This window comes from Vibrio sp. 10N.222.55.C6 (assembly GCF_041473395.1).
Lineage (GTDB): Bacteria > Pseudomonadota > Gammaproteobacteria > Enterobacterales > Vibrionaceae > Vibrio > Vibrio crassostreae_C.
The window spans coordinates 51,621-68,449 of record NZ_JBFRSD010000028.1; the positions used below are offsets into that span (position 1 = coordinate 51,621).

The window sequence follows — 16,829 nt, forward strand, 5'->3', positions numbered from 1 at the left end:
AAATGCTTCAACGAAATAAGGCCTTCATTATGAAGGCCTTATTTGTATCTGTAGCTTAATTAACAATTCAAGTAGCTGGTTACATTAACCACTTCCACCAAACAAATACCGCTAGGAAACCAAATAGGTAAACAAGACCTGCTACAGACAACCATTTTAGTTTGCTGCCAATGGCTAGCGCTTCTGGAAGCTTAGCTTTGTTGACCAAGATGAAATTAAGCAGAGCGAAGAATGGCGTTGTTGCAAACGCGAGTACCATTGCGAAATCGAGCATAGGCATCAGTGCTGCGCTAAAGAACATCACAATCGCGAGTGCCGCGATAGAGACAATGATTATCCAGCCTTGCAGCATTCTTGGGCTTGAATCTTTTTTGAATAATAGACGTTGTGATTCAGCAAGCACGCGTGAGTAGCCATCGATAACGGTAATGGTGCTACCAAAGATACAGAAGAAAGCGATAAGAGCGATTAACGGGCGAGACCATTCACCAATTGTCGAAGCGTAGATGCCGACCAATTGATGAGTAAAGCCAACACCGGAGCGAGACAGTTCAACTCCCGAACCGTGAAGTACTAGCGCGCCTAACGCAACGAATACTAAAGCAAGCAGCGCCGTACCAATGTAGCCAACGTTAAAGTCGAACAGCGCTGATTGTGCGGTCACTTCCTGCTTCTCTTTTTGGCTTTTTAGCCACATAGAGGTGATGCTTGATATTTCGATAGGCGCAGGCATCCAACCCATGGTCACCACGATAAAACCAATAGCAGCCAATGACCAAGGCGACGGTGGAACAAAAGCAGCATCAGGTTCGACTGGAGAGCCGATAGCAATGGCGACTGCAGCTAAGGTTGTGATGGTTAAGACCGCCATGATCGCTTTAGATAGTGTATCTAGAGCACGATAATGGCCAGCAAACAGAATGATCAAACAGGTCGCTAAAACGATCATGCACAAGGTGCTAGTGGCTAAATCGAAAGGAACAAAGTAACTGAGTAGGCTTGCACTGAATAATAGCAGGGCAGCGGTATTCACGACCGCAGATATGGCACTCAAGATCGAAAAGATCACAAGGTATGGGCGGCCTAGGTTAGAGTAACCTTCCACCAAGCTTTGACCCGTTCCTAGCGTGTATTGGATGCCGGCTCTGAAGAATGGATATTTAAATACGTTAACGAGGATAATGAGAGCGGCAAGCTGCCAACCATAAATCGCACCCGCCTTGGTTGAGGCGACTAAGTGAGAACCACCTACAGCCGCTGCGGCCATCATAACGCCTGGGCCAAGAGACTTAATTAAACTTGATAGGGGAGCTGAGGTTGGTGTTTTTGTGTTGGTGGTTTTAACCGTACTGTCCATCGTTTTTCCTTTGATGCTGACTTCTTATTATCCGTTACCCTATCAATACCATGTTTTGTAAAGTCGTCAACTTTTATGTACGAAAATGTTGAAAGTTGTATTTATTTATAAACGAATCAACCGTAAATTATTTATTCACTAGCAATTAAGAGGCTTCAATGGCGTTAGAACAGTACACACCACCGCGTGAACCGTGGATTGATATTGTTTATCAAGATGACGATATTCTTGTGGTGAACAAGCCTGCAGGCCTGCTTTCTGTTCCGGGTAGGTTACCTGAGCATTACGACAGCATGTGGAGTCGGTTAGTTGTCGAATTTCCAGAGATTCAAGTCGTTCATCGATTGGACATGTCGACCTCAGGCTTGATGCTGCTCGCTAAACACAAACAAGCTGAGCGTCATTTGAAGAAGCAATTTCAATATCGACTGACACACAAACTCTATTACGCCCGAGTATGGGGTTCAGTAGAAGAAGCAGAAGGTTTGATTGACCTCCCTCTTATTTGCGATTGGCCAAACCGGCCGAAGCAAAAAGTGTGTTTCGAGGATGGTAAATCATCACAGACTCGTTATGTGGTAGAACAGCAAGAACTCCAAACGACTTTACTTAAGTTACTGCCAATTACCGGGCGTTCTCACCAATTGAGAGTGCATTGCATGGAAATAGGCGCACCGATTGTGGGCGATGAGTTTTACGCAACATCAGAAGCATTTGAATACAGTGATAGGTTGGCTTTGCATGCGTGTGAGCTGAGCTTTTATCATCCAGCCAATGATCAGTTGTTTAAAGCCTTTGTTCCGTGTGAGTTTTACCCTCAAGCATCACCGCAAATTGAACAGCACTTTGAAATTGCGCTTGAGCTTCCAGACTACAGTAAGCTAAAAGCTTAGAATGGACTGATTCATAGATCTAACCAAGGAAGAAGAATGCCAACGCTGAATGTTGTGTTTCTCGATAGAGCGACTATCCCATCTCAAATTCATTTAAAGCCTCTGAGCTTTGAGCATGAATGGGTAGAGTATGATTTCACAGCTCCTGAGCAAGTATCAGAGCGAGTTGAAGAAGCTGATGTGGTGATCACTAACAAGGTAGTGCTCAATGAGTCGAATCTCGCTGGTGCGAAAAAACTCAAGTTGATCGCGGTTTCAGCGACCGGTGTCAATAATGTCGATGTGGAATACTGCAAATCTAAAAACATTGCAGTGACAAACGTGCAAGGCTATGCGATTCAATCGGTTCCTGAACATGTCATCGCAATGCTGTTTGCACTTAAACGAAACCTTGTTGGTTATCATAAAGACATTGAGGCGGGCGAGTGGCAAAAGGACAAGCAGTTCTGCTTCTTTACTCATCCGATTCAAGATGTGGCTGGCAGCACACTGGGGTTGATGGGGAGTGGCAGCTTAGGTCAAGCCACCGCAATGTTAGCCAAAGCGATTGGTATGAAGGTGATGTTTGCCGAGCGAAAAGGAGCAGAGTCTTGTCGAGAAGGGTATCTACCTTTTGATACGGTATTGAAGCAAGCGGATGCGATCAGCTTGCATTGTCCATTGACTGAAGCGACCCGTAATCTGATTTCACAGCGAGAGCTAGCAATGATGAAACCAAGTGCGGTGTTAATTAATGCTGGCCGTGGTGGGCTTGTCGATGAACAAGCTTTGGTTGAAGCTTTGAAAGGTAATGAGATCGCAGGTGCGGGCATGGACGTGTTTACACAAGAGCCTGCAGACAACTCGAACCCATTACTGGCTAACAGTCATTTGCCAAATTTACTATTAACGCCACATGTGGCGTGGGGCAGTGATAGCTCAATTCAAAAGCTGTCTGATATCTTGATAGATAACATTGATGCCTTTGCTTCAGGTAAGCCGCAGAATCTTGTCAGTTAATTCACAGTAAGCAGTTATACGCTCAGCTTCAGACATAAAAAAGGTTGGCTTTGAGCCAACCTTTTTAGATCGTTGTGTCGATTAAGTGATTTAGCCTTGCGGCTTAACTACCAATACATTGATTGGTGAGTTCTGTACCACTTTGCTTGCAACAGAACCAAGCACAACTTTGTCGATTTTCGAACGCTTATGGCTAGGCATCACGATAAGGTCGGCGCCAAGCTTTTCTGCGTAATCAAGAATCGTCGCGTAGGTTTTACCCTCAGCAACATGAACTTTGTAAACCACTTCATCGTCGATGTGTTTGTCGGCAAACTCTTTGAGCTGATTTTTAACATCAAGCTTCATTTGGTTCGCTGCATCTTTCGGGAAGTAAGACGCCACCATCGACATGTGAATGCCTGGTAGTACGTTCAGAATGTGGATTTCAGCATTGCTGTGTTTTGCGTGCCATACCGCCAGTTCGACTGCCTTATCAGAAAAGCCTTTGTCATTAAGATCAACAGGAACAAGGATTTGTTTATACATGTATTCGTCTCTTTTTAATCAGCGCTAAGCTTTCACTTAGCACTGTAATTATCCTTTCCATGTAATAAAGCCAAATAGCGCTAAGCACTACTCAGCCTTATCCATTACGCGCTAATCTCATCCTTACGAGCACGTCTTCTTTGGTTCATCGCTAAACCAATCAAAATGATCAGAGCTGGTAAGAATACCCACTCTTTCATTGGTCGATCTGCATCTTGGATAACGGATTTGATTTCCCAATCGAAATCAATACCAGCCGCTTCTGCTGGGCTACCGAACTCAACCATATCAACAATCATCTTGCCTTCTGATTCAGTCAGCATTAGACCCATAGAGGCAATACGATCTTCACTTGAGGTCGCAGAATCTTCAAACGGCAGGCGAACTGTCTTTTCAGAATAGTCACCTTCTAAGTTTTCGCCACCCACTCTAAGTTCAAGTGATTGTCCCACATCCAGCTTTTCCGTGATTTGAGCAATCTCAACTCCAGGTGAAAGAACTTTCTCTGGGTAAATCATGTCCCACCAGAAGCCAGGGCGGAAGAAAGTGAAGGTTAATGCAATAAGTAGCACCGTTTCCCACCACTTGTTCTTGGTGAACCACCAACCTTGTGTTGCAGCTGCGAAGATAAGTACCGCAGTCACAGATGAGAAAATCGTTAGTGCTAAGTGCCACCAAGAATCAATGCCCATCAGTAGTAGTTGAGTATTGAAGATGAACATGAAAGGTAGAATTGCGGTACGGATATCATAGGTGAAGCCTTGGATACCAGTACGAATCGGATCTGATTTCGCAATTGCCGCTGCTGCAAACGCCGCGAGACCTACCGGAGGTGTATCATCCGCAAGAATACCGAAGTAGAACACGAATAAGTGAACCGCAATCAATGGAATGATCAAGCCGTGCGCAGCGCCTAGGGTCACGATTACCGGAGCCATCAGCGTTGATACAACGATGTAGTTCGCCGTTGTTGGCAAGCCCATACCTAAGATCAAGCTGATTACTGCAGTGAATAGCAACATAAGAATGATGCTACCGCCTGAGATAAACTCAACGAAGTCCGTCATTACTAGACCGATACCCGTTAGAGTCACCACGCCTACAACCGTACCTGCAGCCGCTGTCGCGACACCGATACCAATCATGTTACGTGCGCCTGAAACCAAGCTCTCTGCGAGATCAACGAAGCCAGCTTTAGTTTGCTCTGCAAGATCGTCTGATTTGTTCATCAGAGTCATCAAAGGACGCTGGGTGATCAAGATGAAGATCATGAACACTGTGGCCCAGAAGGCAGATAAACCAGGTGAGAAACGTTCAACCGTCAGACACCAAACTAGCACTACGATAGGCAGTAGGAAGTGTAAACCTGATTTAATCGTTGGGCCTGGATCTGGAACTTCCTTTAGATCCGCATCGATCTCCATGCCGCCTTCAGATGCGTATTTTGCTGATACACGAACCAGAGCGACATAAGCGACTAATAGAGCCACCGTTACGATTGGTGTTGCAGCATCGCCAAAGACATCTTTCGTCCAACCGACACCGTAGTAAACTGCGGCACTGATAACACACAGACCTAAAATGGTCCCAGTGAAAGAGAGTAGGCTTTGTACAATAGTTGGTGTGTGACGACGAGGTAGGCCAGTCATGCCTGCTTTACATGCTTCTAGGTGAACAATGTAAATCAGAGCGATGTAAGAGATCAGAGCGGGCAGTAGCGCGGCTTTGATTACTTCTACATACGAAATGCCCACATACTCAACCATCAAGAAGGCTGCTGCACCCATGATAGGTGGTGTTAATTGACCATTGGTTGAAGCCGCGACTTCTACCGCACCGGCTTTTGTGCCCGGGAAACCAACACGCTTCATTAGCGGGATAGTAAAGGTACCCGTGGTTACCACGTTCGCGATAGATGAACCTGATACCAGACCAGACAGACCTGATGCGACAACGGCTGCTTTCGCTGGGCCGCCTTTCATGTGACCAAGCAGTGAGAATGCAACTTTAATAAAGTAAGCACCGGCGCCAGCACGTTCTAGCATTGCACCAAACAGTACAAACAAGAATACGAATGACGTTGATACGCCAAGTGCCACACCGAATACACCTTCAGTTGTTAGCCACAGATGCGACATTGCCTTGTTCAGGCTCGCACCTTTGTGGGCAATAACGTCCGGCATGTGAGGGCCGCCAAAGGTATAAAGTAGGAATACTGCTGCCACAACCATAAGAGGTGGACCCAAAGCGCGTCGTGTTGCTTCAAGCAGTAAAACCATACCGAATACAGCCGCAACAATATCGAATGTTGTTGGTGCGCCCGATCGCTCAGCGAGTTCAGTATAGAAAATATAGATATAAGAAGCTGAAAAGCTACCTACAAGCGCTAATATCCAATCGACTGCGGGGATGCGATCCCTAGGCGAATTCTTCATGGCTGGATAAGCGGTAAAGGCTAGGAAAATAGCAAACGTAAGGTGAATTGCTCGAGCTTCAGTGTCGTTTAAAATTGCGAAGTTAAAAATGAACGGCAGCGGAGATGCATACCAAAGTTGGAACAGTGACCAACATAGAGGCACAAACCATAAAATACGGCCTTGGATACCACGAGGGCTACGCGCACCAGTATCTGATTGTGCCACCATTTCTTGCACATCTGGAGACGGTGATGTTGTCTGCGTCATGTACTTTATCCTTATTATTGATGGTCTGCCTTTTCTTACGAACAACCAAACGTTATTTATTTCCTATCTAGTGTAGTGAATGGATAGGGAAATGCGTTTTTTGTTCGTCTTTGTCTTAGGCTTGATACGAAGGTAAGTCCTCCAAATTGGAGAAACTTAAAGGGCTGTTCTTTTCACTTAAATTATTTTTATAAAACGTGAAAAGCCAATAAGGAGGGCTAGCCTCCTTATTGGTGTAGTAGGCTTAAAGTAGAGTTACTTTAGAAGGCCCACTTCTTTGTAGTATTTTGCTGCGCCTGGGTGAAGAGGGATAGAGATACCCGCTTTAACCATGTCTTCTTTTTTCAGGTTAGCAAATGCTGGGTGTAGGCGTTTGAAAGTGTCAAAGTTTTCAAATACTGCCTTAGCAACGTTGTATGCAACTTCTTCAGAAACGTCTGAAGTTGTTACCATAGTAGCTGCAACACCGAAGCTGTTTACGTCAGCGTCAGTACCACGGTACATACCAGCAGGAACTGTGCTGTAAGCGTAGTATGGGTTTTCAGCTACGATCTTGTCGATCTGTGGACCTGTTGCTGAAACCAGTTTTGCATCACAAGACGTTGTTGCTTCTTTGATTGATCCGTTCGGGTGACCAACCATGTAGATGAATGCATCAATCTTGTTATCACAAAGTGCTTGTGAACGCTCAGAACCTTTAAGTTCAGAAGCAAGCTTGAAGCTGTCGTTAGTCCAGCCCATAGCGTCCATTACAACACCCATCGTTGCACGGTCACCAGAACCTGGGTTACCAATGTTTACACGCTTACCTGCTAGGTCAGACACATTGTTGATGCCAGCATCAGTACGAGCGATGATGTTGAACGGTTCTGTATGTAGAGAGAACATCGCGCGAAGTTTCTTGTATTCGCCCTGATCTTTGAACTTACTTGTACCGTTGTAGCCGTGGTATTGCCAGTCCGATTGAACAACACCGAAATCTAGTTCACCAGCACGGATGGTGTTAACGTTGTAGATTGAACCACCAGTAGACTCTACAGAACAACGAATGTTGTGGTCTTTGCGGCCCTTGTTCACTAGCTTACAAATCGCACCACCAGTTGGGTAGTAAACACCCGTAACTGAACCAGTACCAATCGTGATGAACTCTTGAGCGTTAACAGCGCCAGCGCCCATTACAGCAGCTGCAATAGCACCAACTTTAATAAGTTTGGTAAATGCCATGAATTTCCCTTCCTTTATTCATTATTAACCCTGAAACAAGTGTAGTTGCTTCAGGAGTTTCCTATTTGGAAACGGCACCTTTTTCAATCCATGTGATGAAAAAGTGGCTGAATAATATCAAAAATTGGCAGAAAATTACTCGAATGTTAAAAGATATAGCTGAAAAATCTAACAAATGATGTCTGGATCTCGTGTTTGATTTACTACTGAGTTTTTAAAATCAATAGTTTAGTGTGATTTTGGAAGGGAGGTATGGATATTCGAGGATGTGATTTGGATCACGAAGCGAATAGATGCTCGTGATCCATTAATAAGGCTGATAGTTATGAAACAGAGATCAATTATCCAGCGTATTCAAACAGTTCGCACACTGAATCAAACAGTTGCTTAGTGGTAACCGATAACGTTGGAGTAATGAAGATAGTGTCATCACCTGCGACTACGCCCAGTATACCTTCCGACTTACCTAGTGAGTCTAATAAACGAGCAATCAGCTGCGCCGCACCAGGACCTGTGTGTATCACCACCAATGCATTGTTGTGGTCAATATCTAGTACTAATTCTCGTAAAGAGCTAGAAACGGTCGGAACACCTAGCTCAGCAGGAAGACAGTAAACCATCTCCATTTTTGCGTTACGAGTTCGAACGGCACCAAACTTGGTTAACATACGCGAGACTTTAGACTGGTTGATGCTTTCAAAACCTTCGTGTTTTAGAGCATCAACAATTTCGCCTTGTGAGCCAAAACGTTCTTCTTTTAGTAAGGCTTTAAATGCACGAACTAAGTTGTCTTGCTTTTCTGTATTGCGCATATGTCATTCTTATTCATTAACAAAGATGTTTGCATATTCTCGCATACATATTCAATTTTAGCCAAAACATCCCTGTAATTTGTTAGTCATATCACTGTAAATATTTAATAGAATAATGTGTTATTTGCGACGACTTATTTTGTTATTTCAGTCGATTATCGCCATAATGCGAACTTGCTGTGTAGCACGGTTTTATTGACTTGCGCGAAGTCGCAAAGCTAGCGTTAATTGATTGTAATCACTTTGTGATTAATATAGTTTTTTAACTTAGATTTAGCTCAAGAATTACCCTACAAAGAATCTATAAGAGAAAGCTCTCAAGGAGAATAACAATGAAAGTAGCTGTTATTGGTGCCGCTGGTGGCATCGGTCAAGCCCTAGCCCTACTACTTAAGAACCGCCTACCTGCTGGTTCAGATCTTGCACTTTACGACATCGCTCCGGTAACACCGGGTGTTGCTGCCGATCTTAGCCATATCCCAACGCCTGTTTCGATCAAAGGTTACGCGGGTGAAGATCCAACACCAGCACTAGAAGGTGCGGATGTTGTACTTATTTCAGCGGGTGTTGCTCGTAAGCCTGGTATGGATCGTGCGGATCTTTTCAATGTGAACGCTGGCATTGTTAAGTCTCTTGCAGAGAAAATCGCAGTTACTTGTCCGACTGCTTGTGTTGGTATCATTACTAACCCAGTAAACACAACAGTGCCAATCGCGGCTGAAGTACTGAAGAAAGCGGGCGTTTACGACAAGCGTCGTCTATTCGGTATTACGACTCTTGATGTGATTCGTTCTGAAACGTTCGTTGCTGAACTAAAAGACAAAGATCCAGGCGACATCCGTGTTCCTGTTATCGGTGGTCACTCAGGCGTAACGATTCTTCCTCTACTTTCTCAAGTTGAAGGCGTTGAGTTCACTGATGAAGAAATTGCAGCGCTAACGACTCGCATCCAAAATGCAGGTACTGAAGTAGTAGAAGCTAAAGCTGGCGGCGGCAGTGCGACACTGTCTATGGGTCAAGCGGCTTGTCGTTTCGGTCTTGCACTAGTTAAAGCACTTCAAGGTGAAGAAAACGTGATTGAATGTGCATACGTTGAAGGTGAAGGCGAGCACGCTCCATTCTTCGCACAGCCAGTTAAACTAGGTAAAGAGGGCGCTGAAGCGATCCTTAGCTACGGTGAGCTAAGTGACTTCGAACGTAACGCTTTAGATAGCATGCTTGAAACGCTAAATGGTGACATCGAGATTGGTGTTGAATTCGCTAAATAAGCGAAACGCTATTTAACTCAGACTTAAGCTAATTAATAAGGGCCGGTCATTATGATCGGCTTTTTTGATCCTGAAGTTCAAGCTACTCGTATTTAGCTTTACAATTAATGTGAAGGTAAATGTTATGGCTACTGTTCAGAAGGGTATGAATGTCGAATATTTGGGGCACTTAGGAAAAGTATTGGTAATTGATGAGCAAGAGCAGTACGCGCTAGTAGAGACTTACAACGGGCATGAGCAGTACGCGGTGCCAATGGAAGAGCTTGAAGAGATTGAAGCACAACTGCCGTTATCATTAGAAGCCAGTCGATATTGAATTTGGCTCACCTACAAATATTTGTTGAAAACCAAAAAAAAGAGCCCTGAGGCTCTTTTTGTTATTTATATAGAAGCTAGAAGCGAGTTGTCTATTAACCTGCTTACTTACTGCGTTTAACAGCTAAGTGTGCGAGCGTGGTTAGCGCTTGCTTATATTCTGAGTCAGGAAGTACAGAAAGTTCAGCGATGGCTTTATCGGCCTCTTCGTAGGCTTTATTTGTTGTGTACTCTAAAGAGCCTGTCTCTTTCATTACAGCCATAATATCGTCAAGACGTTCCATGCCGTTCGCTTTCTCAATCGCTTCACGAATCATGCTTGCTTGTTCAGGAGAGCCATTATGCATTGCGTAAAGTAGAGGCAGTGTTGGTTTGCCTTCGGCTAGATCGTCACCAACGTTTTTACCCATCTCTTTACCATCTGCAGTGTAATCCATCACATCGTCAATCAGTTGGAAAGCGGTGCCTAGGTATTTACCATAGTTCTGCATTGCTGTTTCGATCTCTGGTGATGACTCAGTAAGAATCGCACCGATTTGGGTCGCAGCTTCGAACAAACGAGCGGTCTTAGAGTAGATCACCTGCATGTAGCTTTCTTCTGTGGTGTCTGGGTTATTGCAGTTCATTAATTGTTGAACTTCACCCTCGGCAATCACGTTTACCGCTTCACTCATTAGCTCAAGGATCTTTAAAGATCCTAGCGTTGTCATCATTTGGAATGAGCGTGTGTAGATAAAGTCACCCACCAAAACGCTAGCGGCATTACCAAAAGCGGCATTGGCCGTCGCTTTACCGCGTCTCATGTCTGATTCATCGACAACATCGTCGTGAAGCAGGGTTGCGGTGTGAATAAACTCGATAAAGGCTGCAGAGGTGATATGAGCTTCACCTTGATAACCAAGTGCGCGAGCAGATAAAAGAGCAAGCAAAGGGCGTAGGCGTTTGCCACCACCGCTAACGATATAAAAACCAAGCTGGTTGATTAAACTTACGTCAGAATTAAGTTGGGCTTGAATTGTTTCATTCACTTTTGCCATATCATTGGCAGTAAGCGTTTGGATAGCTTTAAAATCCATTGTTCATCCGGCTGAAGTTAGACCCTGTAAGGCTTATACGTTGTATTTAATTGTTGAATAATACACTAAAAAACGTTGATTAATACATCGCTAAAGGGCATGATTGCCGCACTTTTCTTTGGCGAACAGGTTTTCGCCAATTTTTTAAAAATATGGCTTGTCATAGCGCCATGATTCCCGTAGAATCTGCGCCCTATTGATTAGTTTAGCGCACACCCGAGTTGTACAATTAACAACCATAGGCTGTGCGGAAAAAGCGGAGTAAAATATGTACGCTGTTTTCCAATCTGGTGGCAAACAACACCGAGTAAGCGAAGGTCAAACACTTCGTTTAGAGAAATTAGACGTTGAAACTGGTGCAACTGTTGAATTTGATAAAGTTCTTCTTGTTGCTAACGGCGAAGAAATCGCTGTTGGTGCACCTCTTGTTGAAGGTGGCAAGGTTACTGCAGAAGTAGTACAACACGGTCGTGGCGATAAAGTAAAAATCGTTAAGTTCCGTCGTCGTAAGCACTCGCGTAAGCAAGCTGGTCACCGTCAGTGGTTCACTGAAGTGAAAATCACTGGCATTAACGCTTAAGTATTAGGAGAGTTTAACAATGGCACATAAAAAAGCTGGCGGTTCTACTAATAACGGCCGCGATTCAGAAAGCAAACGTCTTGGTGTTAAGCGTTTTGGTGGTGAATCTGTTCTTGCAGGTAACATCATCGTTCGTCAACGTGGTACTAAGTTCCACGCTGGCACAAACGTTGGCATCGGTAAAGACCACACTCTTTTCGCTCTTACTGAAGGTAAAGTGAAATTTGCTGTTAAAGGTCCTAAAAACCGTAAGTTTGTAAGCATCGAAGCTGAGTAATTTAATCTTTAACTAGATTATTTTATTAGCTTTCAAGCTGAATTCAAAAGCCCTGCCGATTCGGCAGGGTTTTTTATTTATAGCAAGAATAAAAAAGCAGACGCTCTTGTTTTGGTTTTGAGAAGCCGTTTTATTTTTTGATAAACAGATTAGTTTTTAAGAAGCCGTTTGTTTTTAAGAAATAAGAAGCAAAGAACCTCTCCTTATTTGTTCCTTGGTTGCAGGTCGGCCTAGATCTTAGGTGATCGATCTAAACACGGATCTGCTAGAATTTATATCACTCCTTGATGAGTGGTAACGCAACGTAAGTGCGGAGTTAAAAAATGAAATTCGTTGATGAAGCGGTAGTAAAAATAGAAGCCGGTGATGGCGGTAATGGTACAGTTAGCTTTTGGCGCGAAAAATTCGTCGCTAAAGGTGGTCCTGATGGCGGTGACGGTGGTGACGGCGGTGATGTTTACATCCAAGCGGATGAGAACTTAAACACACTGATCGATTACCGTTTCCAACGTTTTTACAATGCAGAGCGTGGCGAGAATGGTCGCGGCGGTAACTGTACTGGTAAACGTGGTAAAGACATTACGCTGAAAGTACCAGTTGGTACGCGTGCAGTTGATATCCACACCAACGAAATCGTTGCTGAAGTTGCTGAACACGGCAAGAAAGTAATGGTTGGTAAAGGTGGTTGGCACGGTCTTGGTAACACGCGTTTTAAATCGTCTGTTAACCGCGCTCCTCGTCAAAAGACAATGGGTACTAAAGGCGAAGTTCGTGAACTGCGTTTAGAGCTTCTTCTATTAGCTGACGTTGGTATGCTTGGCCTACCAAACGCAGGTAAATCTACTTTTATTCGTTCAGTATCTGCTGCGAAACCAAAAGTGGCTGATTACCCGTTCACTACTTTGATCCCAAGCTTGGGTGTGGTAAGTGTTGTCCCTGAAAAGAGCTTCGTTGTTGCCGATATCCCAGGACTAATCGAAGGCGCAGCTGATGGCGCTGGCCTTGGTATCCGATTCCTTAAGCACCTTGAGCGTTGTCGTGTTCTTCTGCATATGATCGACATTATGCCGATCGATCAATCTGATCCTATTCAGAATGCACTAACGATCATCGATGAGCTTGAGCAATACAGTGAAAAAGTTTCACAAAAACCTCGCTGGTTAGTGTTCAATAAAGTTGACCTAATGCCAGAAGACGAAGCAGACGAAAAGATTCAAGAAATCATCGATGCTTTGGGCTGGGAAGGCGAGTACTTCAAGATCTCTGCTGTGAATAAAATCGGCACCAAAGATCTTTGCTTCAAACTAGGTGAGTTTATGGAAAACCTACCTCGTGAAGTTGTAGAAGTTGAAGAAGAAGAAAAAGTAGACTTTATGTGGGATGACTACCATAAAGATGCGATGAGCGGTAAGAATGTCATTACTGAAGATGACGACGATTGGGACGATTGGGATGACGAAGAGGATGACGGCCATGTTATCTATGTTCGTGACTAATCCTCTTAGTTTCTCATAACGCATCGGTCGCTTCTTACAAGTACACTGATAGTTTTATTAAACCGCAATGAAAATTGCGGTTTTTTTGTATCTAAATCATGACGTCTTACTGTTTTTTATGCAAAATTTATCTTTAGATAATTAACGCCTATGGGAAGGAAATCATGGCATCAAAGCAAAGAGCGATCTCAAGACTCGTCGCTCAATCAGGACAAATGTTATTGGCGCACGGGGCAGAGAGCACACTGGTCGGCGATATCATGCGTCGCATCGGTATTGCTTGTGGGGTGAATGAGGTTGAAGTCGCACTGTCAGCCAATGCGCTTGTTGTAACTACCGTAATGGATGATCACTGTATTACCACTACTCGAAGTTGTGCTGATCGTGGCATTAACATGCAGGTTATCACCGACATTCAACGCATTTGCATCATGATGGAGAAGGGAATTCTCGATTATGATTTGGCGTATAAAAAGATTCAAAACATCAGCCCCGAGCGCTACAACCGTTGGTTAGTGGTTGTGATGATAGGGTTGTCGTGCGCCTCTTTTAGCCACCTTGCGGGCGGAGACTGGCAAGTCTTCATGATGACTTTTATTGCTTCAGCTTGCGGTATGATCGTCAGGCAAGAGATTGGGCACCGCCATTTCAATCCGCTATTAAACTTTGCTATCACAGCATTCGTTACCACGACCATTTCAGCTCAAGCCGTACTTTACAATATTGGCGGCCAACCCACGATCGTGATGGCTTCATCTGTATTAATGTTAGTACCTGGTTTTCCTCTGATTAACTCCGTCGCTGATATGCTTAAAGGCCATATTAATATGGGGTTAGCGCGCTTTACCATGGCCAGCTTATTAACTCTGGCGACGAGCTTGGGCATTGTCGCGGCGATGAGTCTATCAGATGTTTGGGGGTGGGCAAGCTAATGAGTATTTTCGAACTGTTTTTAGGTCTGCTCAACGATATGTTTTTCGCCGCTATTCCTGCGGTTGGGTTTGCATTGGTGTTTAACGTTCCGCAACGTGCTTTAATTTATTGTGCACTCGGTGGTTCTATCGGTCATGGTAGCCGGTATCTGATGATGCACTTTGGTATTCCAATCGAATGGGCGACGTTCTTCGCCGCAACCGTGGTTGGTATGATAGGGGTTCATTGGTCACATAAACTGTTAGCACATCCGAAGGTGTTTACGGTTGCAGCTCTAATTCCTATGGTGCCAGGTGTGTTCGCCTTCAAGGCGATGATTGCGATGGTGGAGATTAACAGGGCAGGCTACACGCCTGAGTTGTTGGCAATGTTGATGGAGAACTTTTTAAAATCGATGTTCATTATCGCAGGGCTTGCGGTTGGCTTAGCGGTGCCAGGGCTGCTCTTTTATAGAAGAAGACCGATAGTATAATCGCATAATGATTTACCCTATGAGGGAAATCGGTATAATCTGTGTCTCAGAAATTACAGAGGTATAGAGTTGTGAAAATTAGCTTAATTGCAGCTATGGCTCATGGTGGGAAAATTGACAAGGAAAATGGTTTTTATTTACCTGAAGCTGGTGACAGAATTATTGGTAAAGAGAATGCCATGCCATGGCACTTACCTGCTGATTTTGCTTGGTTTAAAAAACACACTCTAGGAAAACCAGTAATTATGGGGCGCAGAACTTATGATTCTATAGGTCGCCCTCTTCCTGGAAGACAGAATATAGTTATCAGTCGTGATCCTGGGTTATCCATCGACGGGGTAACAACAGTTACATCTACAGAGGAAGCTCTGAAAGCTGTTGGAGACGTTGAAGAGGTAATGGTTATAGGTGGTGGTTCTATATATGAATCTTACCTTCCTATAGCAAATAAACTATATTTAACATTTATTGAAGCTGAAATTGAAGGTGACACTCGCTTTCCTAGCTGGGGAAGTGAAGGTTGGACTTGCGTATACAGTAAAGATTATATGAATGATGATAGAAATAGCTTTGATATGCACTTCGTTATTCTAGAGCGTTAATTATAATGAATGCTTGCTATCAATTGGTAGCAAGCATTTTAGTAGCTAACAAGTTATAACGCTTTCTGTGTGAAAAACTGTCTGTCTTCCCAGCGCAGTGCCGTCAATTGTCCTCCCCAAACACACCCTGTGTCTAAACCAATCACATCTTTCCCTGAGTAGCCTTCTAATGCAGCCCAGTGTCCGAAAACAACGGTTTTATCGAGCTTTATGCGTTGCGGAAGGTCAAACCATGGCACTAATGGTTCATCGGTAATCTCATTCGGTGGTAGCTTACATGCCATGTCGAGACGGCCATCTTCAAAACAGAAACGCATTCTTGTCAGGCTATTGATCGCATAGCGATAGCGCTCAATATCATGTAAATCCTGATGCCATAAATCAGGCGCGTTACTGTACATGTTTTCGATTAGCCATTGCCATTTATCGGACTTTAACAAGGATACGATCTCTCGATTTTCAACACGTGCTCTTTCTAGATTCCACTGCGGTGAGATACCCGCATGGCACATCACGAACTCTGGGTGTTCTTGAAGCAAAGGCTGTTGTCTTAACCATTCGATTAGCAGTTCACGATCTTCAGCATCAAGAATCGCTTGAGTCTTATCTTTTGGTTTCGCTGGAAATAGTCCTAAGGACACCGCCAGAAGATGTAAGTCGTGGTTGCCTAATACAACCTTAGCTGCGTCACCAAGGTTACGAATAAAGCGTAACGTCTCCAATGATTTAGGGCCTCGAGCAACTAAGTCTCCGGCGACCCATAAAGTATCTTGGTGTTTATCAAAGTTAATTTTTTCAAGTAGTCCTTGAAGTTCGTCGAAGCACCCTTGGATGTCTCCGACAATGTAATTCGACACAATAATTTCCTGTAGATACGGATGTACGGCTAATTAAGAATATTAGGGATTGCGAGTCTGAATGGGTCAACTTCGGTAATAAAATCAATGCCCTTGTTATCGGTCATCACATAGTGACCTTGCATAACGCCAACAGGGGTTTCGATGACCGTACCACTTGTGTAGGTGTACTCGTCGTTGGCTTCAATCACGGGTTGTTGGCCAACTACACCATCACCCTCAATGGTGAGCTGCTTGCCGTTAGAGTCGGTAATTAACCAGCGGCGAGACATAAGTTGCACCGTTGTTTTACTTAGATTTTTGATGGTAATAATGTAGGCGAAGACATAACGATTCTTCGTTGGCTCAGATTGTTCTTCTATGTACTTAGAGTGAACCTGGCATTTGATACAAGGCGTAGATATATCCATATTCGCACCTTTTGTTGTTGATATACTTAATGTAATTAAAGTATTA

General features: G+C 44.1%; 18 protein-coding genes. 10 read left to right on the top strand and 8 right to left on the bottom strand.

Features of this window, described 5'->3' with window-relative positions; all coding sequences use genetic code 11:
• Window positions 1-79: 79 nt before the first annotated feature.
• Window positions 80-1,357: an NRAMP family divalent metal transporter gene (locus AB4486_RS15950; protein ID WP_372110149.1), complete on the bottom strand. Its 1,278-nt coding sequence runs from the start codon at window positions 1,355-1,357 to the stop codon at window positions 80-82.
• A 158-nt stretch (window positions 1,358-1,515) separates the two neighbouring features.
• On the opposite strand from AB4486_RS15950, the gene rluA reads away from it, so the two are divergent.
• Both rluA and AB4486_RS15960 read left to right on the top strand, forming a co-directional pair.
• Window positions 1,516-2,250: a bifunctional tRNA pseudouridine(32) synthase/23S rRNA pseudouridine(746) synthase RluA gene (rluA, locus tag AB4486_RS15955; protein ID WP_372117723.1), complete on the top strand. Its 735-nt coding sequence runs from the start codon at window positions 1,516-1,518 to the stop codon at window positions 2,248-2,250.
• Window positions 2,251-2,286: 36 nt separating this feature from the next.
• Complete coding sequence (locus tag AB4486_RS15960) at window positions 2,287-3,249, top strand: D-2-hydroxyacid dehydrogenase (RefSeq protein ID WP_372117726.1); 963 nt, start codon at window positions 2,287-2,289, stop codon at window positions 3,247-3,249.
• Between the two features lie 90 nt (window positions 3,250-3,339).
• On the opposite strand, the gene AB4486_RS15965 is transcribed toward AB4486_RS15960, so the two are convergent.
• The 4 genes from AB4486_RS15965 to argR all read right to left on the bottom strand — a co-directional run bounded on the left by AB4486_RS15965 (window position 3,340) and on the right by argR (window position 8,497).
• Window positions 3,340-3,777: a universal stress protein gene (locus AB4486_RS15965; protein WP_004740830.1), complete on the bottom strand. Its 438-nt coding sequence runs from the start codon at window positions 3,775-3,777 to the stop codon at window positions 3,340-3,342.
• 104 nt (window positions 3,778-3,881) lie between these two features.
• Window positions 3,882-6,461 carry a TRAP transporter permease gene (locus AB4486_RS15970; protein WP_065584689.1) on the bottom strand — a complete coding sequence of 860 codons (2,580 nt, stop codon included), beginning with the start codon at window positions 6,459-6,461 and terminating at the stop codon, window positions 3,882-3,884.
• A 255-nt stretch (window positions 6,462-6,716) separates the two neighbouring features.
• A complete protein-coding gene (locus AB4486_RS15975; protein ID WP_017061374.1) occupies window positions 6,717-7,685 on the bottom strand; it encodes a TAXI family TRAP transporter solute-binding subunit in 969 nt (322 codons plus the stop codon).
• 341 nt (window positions 7,686-8,026) lie between these two features.
• Window positions 8,027-8,497, bottom strand: a complete 471-nt coding sequence (gene argR / locus AB4486_RS15980; RefSeq protein ID WP_004740827.1) for a transcriptional regulator ArgR — start codon at window positions 8,495-8,497, stop codon at window positions 8,027-8,029.
• A 332-nt stretch (window positions 8,498-8,829) separates the two neighbouring features.
• Between argR and mdh the strand changes: the two genes are divergently transcribed.
• The gene (mdh, locus tag AB4486_RS15985) at window positions 8,830-9,765 is read left to right on the top strand and encodes a malate dehydrogenase (protein ID WP_009847834.1); all 936 of its coding nucleotides are present in this window, start codon (window positions 8,830-8,832) and stop codon (window positions 9,763-9,765) included.
• A 124-nt stretch (window positions 9,766-9,889) separates the two neighbouring features.
• Entirely contained in the window at window positions 9,890-10,081 is a 192-nt protein-coding gene (locus tag AB4486_RS15990; protein ID WP_017061375.1) for a hypothetical protein, read from the top strand.
• 103 nt (window positions 10,082-10,184) lie between these two features.
• On the opposite strand, the gene ispB is transcribed toward AB4486_RS15990, so the two are convergent.
• A complete protein-coding gene (ispB, locus tag AB4486_RS15995; protein WP_017061376.1) occupies window positions 10,185-11,156 on the bottom strand; it encodes an octaprenyl diphosphate synthase in 972 nt (323 codons plus the stop codon).
• A gap of 268 nt (window positions 11,157-11,424) precedes the next feature.
• On the opposite strand from ispB, the gene rplU reads away from it, so the two are divergent.
• The 6 genes from rplU to folA all read left to right on the top strand — a co-directional run bounded on the left by rplU (window position 11,425) and on the right by folA (window position 15,516).
• A complete protein-coding gene (gene rplU, locus AB4486_RS16000) occupies window positions 11,425-11,736 on the top strand; it encodes a 50S ribosomal protein L21 (protein WP_004740823.1) in 312 nt (103 codons plus the stop codon).
• Window positions 11,737-11,755: 19 nt separating this feature from the next.
• Window positions 11,756-12,013, top strand: a complete 258-nt coding sequence (gene rpmA, locus AB4486_RS16005) for a 50S ribosomal protein L27 (protein WP_004735905.1) — start codon at window positions 11,756-11,758, stop codon at window positions 12,011-12,013.
• A 323-nt stretch (window positions 12,014-12,336) separates the two neighbouring features.
• Window positions 12,337-13,509, top strand: coding sequence for an Obg family GTPase CgtA (cgtA, locus tag AB4486_RS16010; protein ID WP_372117730.1), 1,173 nt, complete (start codon window positions 12,337-12,339; stop codon window positions 13,507-13,509).
• Between the two features lie 164 nt (window positions 13,510-13,673).
• Window positions 13,674-14,441 carry a threonine/serine exporter ThrE family protein gene (locus AB4486_RS16015; protein ID WP_017061378.1) on the top strand — a complete coding sequence of 256 codons (768 nt, stop codon included), beginning with the start codon at window positions 13,674-13,676 and terminating at the stop codon, window positions 14,439-14,441.
• Window positions 14,441-14,914: a threonine/serine exporter family protein gene (locus AB4486_RS16020; protein WP_017062945.1), complete on the top strand. Its 474-nt coding sequence runs from the start codon at window positions 14,441-14,443 to the stop codon at window positions 14,912-14,914. The genes AB4486_RS16015 and AB4486_RS16020 overlap by 1 nt, the downstream gene beginning before the upstream one ends.
• 71 nt (window positions 14,915-14,985) lie before the next feature.
• Complete coding sequence (folA, locus tag AB4486_RS16025; RefSeq protein ID WP_016789715.1) at window positions 14,986-15,516, top strand: type 3 dihydrofolate reductase; 531 nt, start codon at window positions 14,986-14,988, stop codon at window positions 15,514-15,516.
• Between the two features lie 53 nt (window positions 15,517-15,569).
• Here the strand turns inward: folA and AB4486_RS16030 are convergent, their stop codons facing one another.
• Both AB4486_RS16030 and apaG read right to left on the bottom strand, forming a co-directional pair.
• Window positions 15,570-16,373, bottom strand: coding sequence for a symmetrical bis(5'-nucleosyl)-tetraphosphatase (locus tag AB4486_RS16030; protein ID WP_372117733.1), 804 nt, complete (start codon window positions 16,371-16,373; stop codon window positions 15,570-15,572).
• Window positions 16,374-16,402: 29 nt separating this feature from the next.
• Window positions 16,403-16,783 carry a Co2+/Mg2+ efflux protein ApaG gene (apaG, locus tag AB4486_RS16035; protein ID WP_004735899.1) on the bottom strand — a complete coding sequence of 127 codons (381 nt, stop codon included), beginning with the start codon at window positions 16,781-16,783 and terminating at the stop codon, window positions 16,403-16,405.
• Window positions 16,784-16,829: the final 46 nt, after the last annotated feature.

Bases quoted from the DNA above. Each gene is read 5' to 3' on its own strand.
- argR (WP_004740827.1), bottom strand. From the start codon at position 8,497: ATGCGCAATACAGAAAAGCAAGACAACTTAGTTCGTGCATTTAAAGCC.
- AB4486_RS16015 (WP_017061378.1), top strand. From the start codon at position 13,674: ATGGCATCAAAGCAAAGAGCGATCTCAAGACTCGTCGCTCAATCAGGA.
- AB4486_RS15975 (WP_017061374.1), bottom strand. From the start codon at position 7,685: ATGGCATTTACCAAACTTATTAAAGTTGGTGCTATTGCAGCTGCTGTA.
- apaG (WP_004735899.1), bottom strand. From the start codon at position 16,783: ATGGATATATCTACGCCTTGTATCAAATGCCAGGTTCACTCTAAGTAC.
- rluA (WP_372117723.1), top strand. From the start codon at position 1,516: ATGGCGTTAGAACAGTACACACCACCGCGTGAACCGTGGATTGATATT.
- ispB (WP_017061376.1), bottom strand. From the start codon at position 11,156: ATGGATTTTAAAGCTATCCAAACGCTTACTGCCAATGATATGGCAAAA.
- mdh (WP_009847834.1), top strand. From the start codon at position 8,830: ATGAAAGTAGCTGTTATTGGTGCCGCTGGTGGCATCGGTCAAGCCCTA.
- rplU (WP_004740823.1), top strand. From the start codon at position 11,425: ATGTACGCTGTTTTCCAATCTGGTGGCAAACAACACCGAGTAAGCGAA.
- AB4486_RS15960 (WP_372117726.1), top strand. From the start codon at position 2,287: ATGCCAACGCTGAATGTTGTGTTTCTCGATAGAGCGACTATCCCATCT.
- AB4486_RS15950 (WP_372110149.1), bottom strand. From the start codon at position 1,357: ATGGACAGTACGGTTAAAACCACCAACACAAAAACACCAACCTCAGCT.
- AB4486_RS15990 (WP_017061375.1), top strand. From the start codon at position 9,890: ATGGCTACTGTTCAGAAGGGTATGAATGTCGAATATTTGGGGCACTTA.
- AB4486_RS15970 (WP_065584689.1), bottom strand. From the start codon at position 6,461: ATGACGCAGACAACATCACCGTCTCCAGATGTGCAAGAAATGGTGGCA.
- AB4486_RS15965 (WP_004740830.1), bottom strand. From the start codon at position 3,777: ATGTATAAACAAATCCTTGTTCCTGTTGATCTTAATGACAAAGGCTTT.
- cgtA (WP_372117730.1), top strand. From the start codon at position 12,337: ATGAAATTCGTTGATGAAGCGGTAGTAAAAATAGAAGCCGGTGATGGC.
- AB4486_RS16020 (WP_017062945.1), top strand. From the start codon at position 14,441: ATGAGTATTTTCGAACTGTTTTTAGGTCTGCTCAACGATATGTTTTTC.
- rpmA (WP_004735905.1), top strand. From the start codon at position 11,756: ATGGCACATAAAAAAGCTGGCGGTTCTACTAATAACGGCCGCGATTCA.